Raw genomic sequence first — 11,814 nt, 5'->3', positions numbered from 1 at the left:
TCGCTGTCTCAGGATCCCATTCTGCGTCATACTCGGCAGACCTATTGCCCGGTCCTCTCCATGCGTCCACTGCTCCCCATTACCCTGGTCCTGCTGCTCGCCGCCTGTGGCGATGGCGAATCGCTGCTCCCGCCCGACGCACGGCTGCCTGACGGTGGGCGTTACCGAGGGCAGGTGGTCGATGGCCTGCTGCAAGGTGAGGGCCGGATCGACTACCCCAACGGCAGCTGGTACGCCGGCAGCTTCAAGGACGGCCAGTGGCACGGCCAAGGTGAATGGCATGGGCAGAACGGCGAGGTCTACCGGGGCCAGTTCGCCGAGGGGCTGTTTCAGGGCCTGGGTGACCTGATCACCCCAGGCAGCCACTATAGCGGCACCTTCCGCCACGGCCGCCGCGACGGCGAGGGCACCCTCAAGCAAGCCGACCAGACATACCGCGGCCAGTTCAAGGACGACCTGTACGACGGTGCAGGCCAACTGGAACTGGCCGACGGCAGTCGCTACCAAGGCCTGTTCGCCAAGGGCAAGCCCAACGGCGCCGGGGTGCGCAGCGATGCCAGCGGCAACCAGTTCAGCGGCCACTTCGTCAACGGCCAGCTACAAGGCGCCGGCACCTACGACAGCGTTGATGGCGAGCAGTACATCGGCGAATTCAAGGACAACCGCCTGGAGGGCCGTGGCCGCTACGAAAATGCCGACGGCGACGTGTGGATCGGTGAATTCAAGGACGGCTCGCTGATCGGCGAAGGGGAGTTGCTGGGCAGCGATGGCAGCCACTACAAGGGCGAGTTCGCCGACTGGCGTCTGTCGGGCCAGGGCAGCCTGCAACTGGCCGACGGCAGCAAGTACATCGGCGGTTTCCTCAACGATGCCTACCATGGCCATGGGCGGCTGATTCTGCCCAGTGGCAAGGTCGAAAGCGGAACATGGGCCAACGGCGTGCGCGTGCGCGACCAGAACGGCAAGCTGCTGCCAGACCCACTGGACCTGGCGTTGCTCAACCAGGGCCGGCTGCTGGACGAGGCGCTGGCTCGGGTACCTCGCTCGGCGCCACCGATCCAGCTGTATAGCCTGGTAGTGGCCGGCGATGGCCAGCAAAGCGTATTCCTGCGCGAAGCCGACTACGTCAGCCGCATGCTCAAGGTGCGCTTTGGCGCCCGTGGCCAGGTAACCCTGGTCAACCACCGCGACCACATGGCCACACGCCCCATGGCCACCCGCGAAAACCTCTCCCGCGCTGCCGCCACCCTGGCAGAGCGCAGCGGCCCCGAAGACCTGGTGTTCATCTACCTCACCAGCCATGGCAGCCAGGACCACCAGCTGGTGCTCGACCAACCCCGCCTGCAACTGGCCGACCTGGCCGCTGACGAGCTGGCCACTGCCCTGGCGCCGCTGAAGGATCGCGACAAGGTCATCGTCATCTCCGCCTGCTATTCAGGGGGCTATATCGCTCCGCTCAAAGACGAGCGCACGCTCATCATGACCGCTGCCCGGGCCGACCGCGTCTCCTTCGGTTGCTCGGAGGAAGCCGACTTCACCTACTTTGGCGATGCCCTGTTCGCTGAAGCGCTGAACCAGACCGACGACCTGAAACAGGCGTTTGAACTGGCGCGTGCCAGCGTTGCCGAAAGAGAACAAAGGGAAGGCTTCGAGGCCTCCGAGCCGCAGTTGTGGGCACCGCCGGCCGTGCTTGAGCACTGGCACCAGCTGCGCCAGCAACAAGCCGAAGAAGCGTTGCGTAACGCCACACAGGCCAACGTGAGCAAGCAGGCAAAAATGCCCGGCACTCACTAGACTTGTGTGTAACAAGGGAGAGACATCATGTACTTGACGCCTCAGCATGTCCTGCTTGCCGGAGCCACCGGCCTGACCGGTGAACACCTGCTAGACCGCCTGCTCAACGAGCCCACCATCACCCGTGTCCTGGCGCCTACACGCCGGCCATTGGCCGAGCACCCGCACCTGGAAAACCCGGTGGGCGACCCGGCGGTATTCCTTCCGCAACTGGCCGGGCGGGTCGACATCGCCTACTGCTGCCTGGGCACCACGCTGAAGCAGGCGGGTTCCGAATCGGCTTTCCGCGCGGTGGATCTGGACATGGTGGTCGCCTTCAGCAAGCGTGCCCGGGAAATGGGCGCACGGCATCTGCTGGTGATCAGTGCAGTGGGCGCCGATCCTAAGTCGTCAATTTTCTATAACCGGGTCAAGGGCGAGATGGAAGAAGCGCTCAAGGCTCAGGACTGGCCACAGCTGACCATCGTGCGGCCCTCGTTCCTGCTGGGCGAGCGACTGGAGCCACGGCTGACTGAACAGCTAGTTGCGCCGTTTTCCCGGTTCATACCCGGGAAATACCGGGGAATCGAGGCTTGTACCCTGGCGCGGGCGCTGTGGCGGCTGGCGCTGGAAGAAGAAGACGGCGTGCGGGTTGTGGAGTCGGATGAATTGCGCAGGTTGGGCAGGATCTAGGCTTCGCTTGTGCTGGCCTCTTCGCGGGCACGCCCGCTCCCACAGGGTCTCCATAATCTTCCAGTGACTACTCACCAATAGGAATGGGCGTGCCGGCGAAGAGGCCATCACAGGCCGCCGCTAGCCTGGAAGCCTATGCCGGCCGCTGTCAGCAAAGACAACGGCAGCAGCAGGGTATCAAGCAACATGCTCCCCGGCAGATCCAGACGCGGATACGCCGGAGCGTCAGCCCCGTAATGATCCCGCGGGCAACACCCGCCATTTATCACATACAAATCCAGCCGGGTACCGGCATACACTACCGGTGCGCCGGGCTTGTTGGCATCCAGCGTGCGCACCGTGGCGCAGCCACCCAGCATCACCAGCGCCAGCAACCCCGCCAGTGCTCGCTTCAATCATCCACCCCGAAGTGGTGCTCGCCCCAACGCGGCAACATGTCCTGGGGGATGTTCAGCAGGTTGAGGATACGCGCCACGACAAAGTCGACCAGGTCGTCGATGGTCTGCGGCTGGTGATAGAACCCCGGTGCCGCTGGCAGGATTACCGCGCCCATTTGCGACAGCTTGAGCATGTTTTCCAGGTGGATGGTGGAGAATGGCGCTTCGCGTGGCACCAGGATCAGTTGACGACGCTCCTTGAGGGTAACGTCGGCAGCACGCTCGATCAGGTTGTTGCAGGCGCCAGTGGCGATGGCCGACAAGGTGCCAGTGGAACAGGGGACCACCACCATTGCCGCCGGGGCGCCAGAGCCCGAGGCTACCGGCGACATCCAGTCTTCCTTGCCATACACACGGATCTGCCCGTCGGCCGCGCCGGTGTATTCGGTCAGGAAGGCCTGCATCGCCTGGGGCTTGGCCGGCAACACAACATCCGTCTCGGTGGCCATCACCAACTGTGCGGCCTTGGAAATCAGGAAGTGCACCTCGCGGTCTTCGCGTACCAGGCAATCGAGCAGGCGAAGGCCATACTGGGCACCCGAGGCGCCCGTCATGGCCAGGGTGATGCGTTCCGGCCCGCTCACTTCAGCGCCTCGGCCAGCTTGCCGTGCAGGCCGCCGAAGCCGCCGTTGCTCATGATCACCACATGGGTGCCTGGGCGAGCCTGACCTTTGACCCGCTCGATGATCGCTTCGAGGCTATCGGCCACCACGCTCGGCACCTTGCACTGCGCGGCGGTGGCGGCCAGGTCCCAGCCGAGGTTGGCCGGCGCATACCAGATCACCTGGTCGGCGTCGTTGACGCTTTCTGGCAGGCCGTCACGGTGGGCACCGAGTTTCATCGAGTTGGAGCGTGGCTCGATCACCGCGATCACAGGCGCCTCCCCCACCCGCTTGCGCAGGCCGTCGAGCGTGGTGGCAATGGCGGTCGGATGGTGGGCGAAGTCATCGTAGATGGTCACACCTTGTACTTCGGCAACCTTCTCCATGCGCCGCTTGACGCTCTTGAACGCACTCAGGCCGTCGATGCCCATGGCCGGTACCACGCCCACATGACGCGCTGCTGCCAGGGTGGCCAAGGCGTTGGCGACGTTGTGCTGGCCGGTCAGCGCCCAGTCCACCACACCCTGCACTTCGCCCTCGAACAGTACTTCAAAGCGCGAGCCATCTGGGCTGAGCAGGCGGGCTTGCCACTGGCCGCCCTCCCCGGTGGTTTGCACAGGGGTCCAGCAGCCCATGCCGATCACACGCTCCAGCGCTTGCTCGGTGGTCGGGTGGATGACCAGGCCTTCGCTGGGGATAGTCCGCACCAGGTGGTGGAACTGTCGCTCGATCGAGGCCAGGTCCGGGAAGATGTCCGCGTGATCGAACTCAAGGTTGTTGAGGATCGCGGTACGCGGGTGATAGTGGACGAACTTCGAGCGCTTGTCGAAGAAGGCGCTGTCGTACTCGTCGGCTTCCACCACAAAGAACGGCGTGTCGCCCAAGCGGGCCGACACCGAGAAGTTCTGCGGCACGCCGCCAATCAGGAAGCCCGGGCTCATGCCGGCGTGCTCCAGCACCCAGGCCAGCATGCTGCTGGTGGTGGTCTTGCCGTGAGTACCGGCAACGGCCAGCACCCAGCGGCCTTGCAGCACGTGGTCGGCCAGCCACTGCGGGCCGGAGACGTAGGGCAGGCCCTTGTTCAGCACGTATTCAACCGCTGGGTTGCCGCGCGACATGGCGTTGCCGATGACCACCAGGTCTGGCGCCGGATCCAGCTGGGCCGGGTCATAGCCTTGGGTCAGTTCGATACCCTGGGCTTCGAGCTGGGTGCTCATTGGGGGATAGACGTTGGCGTCGGAGCCGGTGACGCGGTGGCCAAGTTCCTTGGCCAGCACCGCCAGCGAACCCATGAAAGTGCCGCAAATACCGAGAATGTGAATATGCATGGTCGACCTCGCAAAACATCGAGGCAGGGTAGCCCAGGGCGCGACAAATCGCACCCGCTGTTTCGCTCAGTCGCCCCTGGTAATGCCGTGTTTGCGCAGTTTTCGATACAAGGTATTGCGGCTGATGCCCAAGTGCTCGGCAACGCGGGTGAGATGCCAGTGTTTTGCCTCCAGGACCTCCTTCAGCGCTTGCCGCTCCGCGTCGAGCAGAACCTCGGTCCCTGCAGATTCACCCTCAATCTCTGCGGCACCGCCGGACCTGTGTGGGCGGGCGTGCCCGCGAACGAGGGCAACGCCCTCGCCCTCCATTTCCTGGTCGGACTTCTTCGTGGGCTCGCCCGCCCCCGCGAGGGATGGGCTGGTGCGGATGACTGCGGGGAGGTCCACAAAGGTAATGCGGGCATCTTCGCAAAGCGCCACCAAAGTACGCAGCACATTGCGCATCTGCCGCACGTTCCCCGGCCAGTTAAATGCGAGCAGCGCCTGCCGCGCCCGGGGCTCGATGTCTATCCATTGCCCCTGCGTCTCCTGACGCAGCAGAAAGTCCAGCAACTGCGCCTTGTCACTGCGTTCGCGTACCGCCGGCAGTGCCACCTCCAGGCCATTGAGGCGGTAATACAGGTCCTCGCGGAAACTGCCCTGTTCAACCCGTTCCAGCAGGTCACGGTGCGTAGCGCTGACGATGCGCACGTCCACCGCCTGCGGCTCTCCCCCGATCGGCACCACCTGGCGCTCCTCCAGCACCCGCAGCAGTCGGGTTTGCAGGGCAAGCGGCATATCGCCGATCTCGTCCAGCAGCAAGGTGCCGCCGTCGGCCTGCAACAGCTTGCCGCGCATGCCCTCCTTGCGCGCGCCGGTAAAACTGCCGCCGCGGTACCCGAACAGCTCACTCTCGATCAGGCTTTCCGGGATAGACGCGCAGTTGATGGCGACGAACGGCTTGCCGCGCCGCTCACTGGCCTGATGCACAGCCTGGGCGAAGGCTTCCTTGCCACAGCCGGTCTCGCCGCGCAGCAGCAATGGCACATCGCGCTCGAACACCCGCACGCTGCGGCGGAAATCATTTTGCAACGCAGGGTCAAGCAGACAGACCAGCGGCTCCACTTCAGCTGCGGGCCGCGGCTGGGCGGCCGGCACCGACCACACCGGCGCCCGGGCCTGCCCCCGCAGGCTGGCGAACACCTGGCGACCGTCCAGGGTGCGCAGCGGCCAGACAGCACTGCCGCCGGGCGTGGCACGGCTGAACATTTCGTCATGGCTGCACGCGAAAAAGCACTCCAACGGTTTGCCCAGCACGCCACCCCGTACCGTGCCCAGCAGGTTCAGTGCGCTTTGGTTGGCAGCGCAAATACGCCCATCGCCGTCGAACGCCAGCAAGCCTTCGCTGAACAGGCCGACCGACTCGGCTTGCAGGTGAAAACGCAGTAACCATTGCTGCTCGAAATGGCGCAGGAAATAGCAGCTTTCGATCATCTTCGCCGACAGGTTGACCAACGCCATGGTGTGGAACTGGCTTTGCCGCGATACGTCGGGGCGCGCAGAGGACACGTCGAGTACCGCCAGCAGGTCGCCATGCGGGTCGAACACCGGGCTGGCCGAGCAAGTCAGCCCGGTGTGACGGCCACGGAAGTGCTCGTTCTGATGGATGGTCAGCGCCTGGCGCTCGACCAGGCAGGTGCCGATGCCATTGGTGCCCTCACGCGCCTCGCTCCAGTCGGCGCCCAGCCACAGCCCCGCACGCTCGAAGCTGCGCCGCTCGGCGGGGGCACTGACGCAATTGAGGATCACCCCGCGGGCGTCGGTCAGCAGCACCGCGTGGCCTGCACCGGAAAGCTGCCGGTGCAGGCTGTTCATTTCATGGTCGGCAATTTGCAGCACCTGGTGCAGGCGCTCGCGGCTTTCCAGCAGGCGCCCATGCTCAAGCACCACCGGCGCTTCGATCACCGCCGGGTCGAGGTGGTAATCCTCCAGGCAGCGCAGCCAGGAACGGGCGATGGACGGATCACTGCCGCCCTCCCCGGCCCCGCCATGGGCAACGCTATGGACCTGCCGGGCATGGCGAGTGAAGTGATTGCTCTGCATTGTTGTAATTCTCCGCAGATAGAGCGTCAGCCCAGCATCCTCCACCCGGTTAGGCTTTGCAATGCACACGCCTGTGATGTGTCGCAAACGGCACAAAATGTCACCCCAGGCGTACCGGCGCCGGCACAGCGGTCCTTGAACAGGCCCGTAAAAATGACCCAAGTCATTGATTTGCCTGGCACCGCCAACACTGGCCCAACCCTTGCTCTATGCTTTTCAACTCCCTAAAAAGCACAATACCAAGGAGACACACCATGCGTTATGCACATCCCGGTACCGAAGGCGCGAAGGTTTCCTTCAAGAGCCGCTACGGCAACTACATCGGTGGTGAGTTCGTTACTCCGGTAAAGGGGCAGTACTTCGAAAATACCTCCCCGGTGAATGGCAAGCTGATCGCTGAATTCCCCCGCTCTACTGCCGAAGACATCGACAAAGCCCTGGATGCCGCCCATGCTGCGGCCGACGCCTGGGGCCGCACTTCAGTGCAGGATCGCTCCAACGTGCTGCTGAAGATCGCCGACCGCATCGAGCAGAACCTCGAACTGCTGGCCATTACCGAAACCTGGGACAACGGCAAGCCGATCCGCGAAACCCTCAACGCCGACATTCCGCTGGCGGTCGACCACTTCCGCTATTTCGCTGGCTGCATCCGCGCCCAGGAAGGCGGCGCTGCCGAAATCAATGAAGGCACCGTGGCCTACCACATCCACGAGCCACTGGGCGTGGTCGGGCAGATCATCCCCTGGAACTTCCCAATCCTGATGGCTGCCTGGAAGCTTGCCCCGGCACTGGCCGCTGGTAACTGCGTGGTGCTCAAGCCTGCCGAACAGACGCCGCTGGGTATCACCGTACTGCTCGAAGTCATTGGCGACCTGTTGCCACCTGGCGTGCTCAACGTAGTGCAAGGCTATGGCCGCGAAGCCGGTGAAGCCCTGGCCACCAGCAAACGCATCGCCAAGATCGCCTTCACCGGCTCTACCCCGGTGGGCTCGCACATCATGAAATGCGCCGCCGAGAACATCATCCCGTCCACCGTCGAACTGGGTGGCAAGTCGCCGAACGTATACTTCGAAGACATCATGCAGGCCGAGCCAAGCTTCATCGAGAAGGCGGCAGAAGGCATGGTGCTGGCGTTCTTCAACCAGGGTGAAGTGTGCACCTGCCCGTCGCGTGCCCTGGTGCAAGAGTCGATCTACCCGCAGTTCATGGAAGTGGTGATGAAGAAGGTGCTGCAGATCAAGCGCGGCGACCCGCTGGACACCGACACCATGGTCGGCGCGCAGGCCTCGCAGCAGCAGTTCGAAAAAATCCTCTCGTACCTGCAGATTGCCCAGGAAGAAGGCGCCGAGCTGCTCACCGGCGGCAAGGTCGAGAAGCTGGAAGGTTCGCTGGCTACCGGTTACTACATCCAGCCGACCCTGCTCAAGGGCAACAACAAGATGCGCGTGTTCCAGGAAGAAATCTTCGGCCCGGTGGTCAGCGTCACCACCTTCAAGGACGAAGCCGAAGCGCTGGCAATTGCCAACGACACCGAGTTCGGCCTGGGTGCCGGCGTGTGGACCCGCGACATCAACCGTGCCTACCGCATGGGCCGCGGCATCAAGGCTGGCCGTGTGTGGACCAACTGCTACCACCTGTACCCGGCGCATGCCGCGTTCGGCGGGTACAAGAAGTCGGGGGTCGGGCGTGAAACGCACAAGATGATGCTGGATCACTATCAGCAGACCAAGAACCTGCTGGTGAGCTACGACATCAATCCGCTGGGCTTCTTCTAGACCGCGTCGCCTTCTTCGCGGGTAAACCCGCTCCTACAGGTTCACCGTTGGTTCCAGAGCCGGTGCGGTACCTGTGGGAGCGGGCAAGCCCGCGAAGAGGCCGGACTTGCTTTACACAAAACCCAGGGCGGTAACCGTGCACCAACCGCTCTGGCTCGCTTCCTGCAGTACCCATCACCATCGGCCCGGAACCCTTCCGGCCACCAAGAAAAACAACAGGTGAATCTATGCCAAGCGAACATTCCGCCGGATCGCCGGCAGGCTCCTCCGTCGACTTCGAGAAAGTCGGCTCTGACTATTTCCAGCAACGTGAACTGAAAAAAGGCGCCGCCGGCTGGGTACTGCTGGTCGGCCTGGGCGTGGCGTACGTCATTTCCGGCGATTACGCCGGCTGGAACTTCGGCCTGGCGCAGGGCGGCTGGGGCGGCATGTTCCTGGCCACCTTGCTGATGGCAACCATGTACCTGTGCATGTGCTTCTCGCTGGCCGAACTGTCGTCGATGATCCCCACCGCTGGCGGCGGCTACGGCTTTGCCCGCAGCGCGTTCGGACCGTGGGGCGGCTTTCTGACCGGCACGGCGATCCTGATCGAATACGCCATCGCCCCAGCCGCCATCGCGGTGTTCATCGGCGCCTACTGCCAATCGCTGTTCGGTATCGGCGGCTGGATGATCTACCTGGCGTTCTACATCGTGTTCATCAGCATCCACATTTTCGGCGTGGGTGAGGCACTGAAGCTGATGTTCATCATCACCGCCATCGCCGCCATTGCCCTGGCCGTATTCCTGATAGGCATGGTGCCCCATTTTGATGCAGCCAACCTGTTCGACATCGCCAAAACGGACGCCGTCGGCGCCAGCAGCTTCCTGCCGTTTGGCTATGTCGGCGTGTGGGCAGCCATCCCCTACGCCATCTGGTTCTTCCTTGCCGTCGAAGGCGTGCCACTGGCCGCAGAAGAAACCAAGAACCCCAAGCGTGACCTGCCACGCGGCCTGATCGGCGCCATGCTGGTACTGCTGGCCTTCGCCTTGCTGATCCTGGTGGTCGGCCCGGGCGGCGCAGGCTCCGAGGCGCTGAAGGCCTCCGGTAACCCGCTGGTCGAAGCCCTGTCGAAGGCCTACGGCGGCTCCACCTGGATGGGCGGCTTCGTCAACCTGGTCGGTCTGGCCGGGCTGATCGCCAGCTTCTTCTCGATCATCTATGCCTATTCCCGGCAGATCTTCGCCCTGTCCCGCGCCGGTTACCTGCCGCGCAAACTGTCGGAAACCAACAAGAGCAAGGCCCCGGTACTGGCCTTGGTCATCCCCGGCATCATCGGGTTTGCCCTGTCGCTGACAGGCCAGGGTGACTTGCTGATCCTGGTGGCAGTGTTTGGCGCTACCCTGTCTTACGTGCTGATGATGGCTGCGCACATCACCCTGCGCATCCGCCGGCCAAAGATGGAGCGCCCCTACCGCACCCCGGGTGGCATCTTCACATCCGGCCTGGCGCTGGTGCTGGCGTGCATCGCCGTGGTCGCCGGATTCCTGGTGGACCCGCGGGTAGTCATTGGCGCTGCAGTGATCTATGCGGTATTAATTGCCTACTTTGCTTTCTACAGCCGCCACCACCTGGTTGCGGGCACACCGGAAGAGGAATTCGCCGCGATCCAGAAGGCCGAAGAGGCCCTGCACTGATCGCTGCCACCCGCCGCGGGGCAACCCGCGGCTCTGGAGATTCTGTATGGCAAGTTTCGTACACACGGTCGGCCATCTGGTCTACCGCTTCGACAGCCTCAAGGACGTGATGGCCAAGGCCAGCCCGGCACGCTCCGGGGACTGCCTGGCAGGCGTGGCGGCCAGCAACGACGCCGAGCGCGTCGCCGCGCAGATGGCGTTGGCCAACATTCCGCTAACGCACTTTCTCAATGAAGCACTGATCCCTTACGAAGCAGATGAAGTTACCCGCCTGATCATCGACACCCACGATGCCCAGGCCTTCGCCCCGGTCAGCCACCTGACCGTGGGTGGCCTGCGTGACTGGCTGCTGAGCGAGGAAGCCAACGAAGACAGCCTGCGCGCCCTGGCGCCCGGGTTGACCCCGGAAATGGCCGCTGCCGTGTCGAAGATCATGCGCGTGCAGGACCTGGTGCTGGTGGCGCAGAAAATCCGTGTGGTCACCCGGTTCCGCGGCACCATGGGCCTGCGCGGGCGCCTGTCGACCCGGCTGCAACCCAACCACCCGACAGACGAACCGGCCGGTATTGCCGCCAGCATCCTCGACGGCTTGCTGTACGGCAACGGCGACGCCATGATCGGCATCAACCCGGCCACCGACAGCATCGCTTCGATCTGCGCCCTGCTGGAAATGCTCGACGCCATCATCCAGCGCTACGACATCCCCACCCAGTCCTGCGTGCTGACCCACGTCACCACCTCGATCGAAGCGATCAACCGCGGCGTGCCACTGGACCTGGTGTTCCAGTCCATCGCCGGCACAGAGGCGGCCAACGCCGGCTTCGGCATCAACCTGAACGTGTTGCAGGAAGGCTACGAAGCAGGGCTGTCGCTGAAACGTGGCACCCTCGGGCAGAACCTGATGTATTTCGAAACCGGCCAGGGCAGTGCGCTCTCGGCCAACGCCCACCACGGCGTCGACCAGCAGACCTGCGAAACCCGCGCCTATGCCGTGGCTCGTCACTTCAAGCCGTTCCTGGTCAACACCGTGGTCGGTTTCATTGGCCCGGAATACCTGTACAACGGCAAGCAGATCATCCGCGCCGGCCTCGAAGACCATTTCTGCGGCAAACTGCTGGGCGTGCCGATGGGTTGCGATATCTGCTACACCAACCATGCCGAAGCCGATCAGGACGACATGGACACCTTGCTGACGCTGCTGGGGGTGGCCGGCATCAACTTCATCATGGGCATCCCCGGCTCCGACGACATCATGCTCAACTACCAGACCACCTCGTTCCATGACGCGTTGTACGCGCGCCAGACCCTGGGCCTGAAGCCCGGGCCGGAATTCGAGGCATGGCTGGCCCGCACCGGTATCTTCACCCAGGCCGATGGCCGGGTGCGCTTCGGTGACAACCTGCCGCCGGCCTTCCGCCAGGCCTTGGCACAGCTTGCATAGGGATGAC

Annotated in this window: 9 protein-coding genes; 5 read left to right on the top strand and 4 right to left on the bottom strand. The window is 63.8% G+C overall.

From position 1 onward, the window contains the following. Positions 1-60: 60 nt before the first annotated feature. Together AC3RCM_RS03135 and AC3RCM_RS03130 are read left to right on the top strand one after the other, a co-directional pair. A complete protein-coding gene (locus AC3RCM_RS03135) occupies positions 61-1,794 on the top strand; it encodes a C13 family peptidase (RefSeq protein ID WP_104886747.1) in 1,734 nt (577 codons plus the stop codon). A gap of 27 nt (positions 1,795-1,821) precedes the next feature. After that, positions 1,822-2,466 (top strand): oxidoreductase, encoded by a 645-nt coding sequence (locus tag AC3RCM_RS03130; RefSeq protein ID WP_010951825.1) that lies wholly within the window; start codon positions 1,822-1,824, stop codon positions 2,464-2,466. Between the two features lie 107 nt (positions 2,467-2,573). On the opposite strand, the gene AC3RCM_RS03125 is transcribed toward AC3RCM_RS03130, so the two are convergent. From AC3RCM_RS03125 to AC3RCM_RS03110, 4 genes are all read right to left on the bottom strand, one after another. After that, entirely contained in the window at positions 2,574-2,861 is a 288-nt protein-coding gene (locus tag AC3RCM_RS03125; protein WP_003255347.1) for a YceK/YidQ family lipoprotein, read from the bottom strand. Continuing rightward, positions 2,858-3,487, bottom strand: a complete 630-nt coding sequence (gene ubiX, locus AC3RCM_RS03120) for a flavin prenyltransferase UbiX (protein ID WP_013970698.1) — start codon at positions 3,485-3,487, stop codon at positions 2,858-2,860. The genes AC3RCM_RS03125 and ubiX overlap by 4 nt, the downstream gene beginning before the upstream one ends. Then, positions 3,484-4,833: a UDP-N-acetylmuramate:L-alanyl-gamma-D-glutamyl-meso-diaminopimelate ligase gene (mpl, locus tag AC3RCM_RS03115; protein ID WP_064492931.1), complete on the bottom strand. Its 1,350-nt coding sequence runs from the start codon at positions 4,831-4,833 to the stop codon at positions 3,484-3,486. Before mpl ends, ubiX begins: the two co-directional genes overlap by 4 nt. A 66-nt stretch (positions 4,834-4,899) precedes the next feature. Then, on the bottom strand, positions 4,900-6,915 hold the full coding sequence (locus AC3RCM_RS03110) for a sigma-54-dependent Fis family transcriptional regulator (RefSeq protein ID WP_198747170.1): 2,016 nt from the start codon (positions 6,913-6,915) through the stop codon (positions 4,900-4,902). A 254-nt stretch (positions 6,916-7,169) separates the two neighbouring features. Between AC3RCM_RS03110 and exaC the strand changes: the two genes are divergently transcribed. The 3 genes from exaC (at position 7,170) to AC3RCM_RS03095 (ending at position 11,807) form a co-directional block, all read left to right on the top strand. Further along, positions 7,170-8,690, top strand: coding sequence for an acetaldehyde dehydrogenase ExaC (exaC, locus tag AC3RCM_RS03105; protein WP_010951822.1), 1,521 nt, complete (start codon positions 7,170-7,172; stop codon positions 8,688-8,690). 227 nt (positions 8,691-8,917) lie between these two features. Further along, a complete protein-coding gene (gene eat / locus AC3RCM_RS03100; protein ID WP_003255355.1) occupies positions 8,918-10,366 on the top strand; it encodes an ethanolamine permease in 1,449 nt (482 codons plus the stop codon). A gap of 46 nt (positions 10,367-10,412) precedes the next feature. Beyond that, positions 10,413-11,807: an ethanolamine ammonia-lyase subunit EutB gene (locus tag AC3RCM_RS03095; protein WP_104886750.1), complete on the top strand. Its 1,395-nt coding sequence runs from the start codon at positions 10,413-10,415 to the stop codon at positions 11,805-11,807. Positions 11,808-11,814 lie beyond the last annotated feature (7 nt).

It is taken from the genome of Pseudomonas sp. GW823-FHT05G12, from assembly GCF_058795575.1.
The sequence above is the reverse complement of the archived record's forward strand: the minus strand, read 5'-3'. Positions and strand labels throughout refer to the sequence as shown.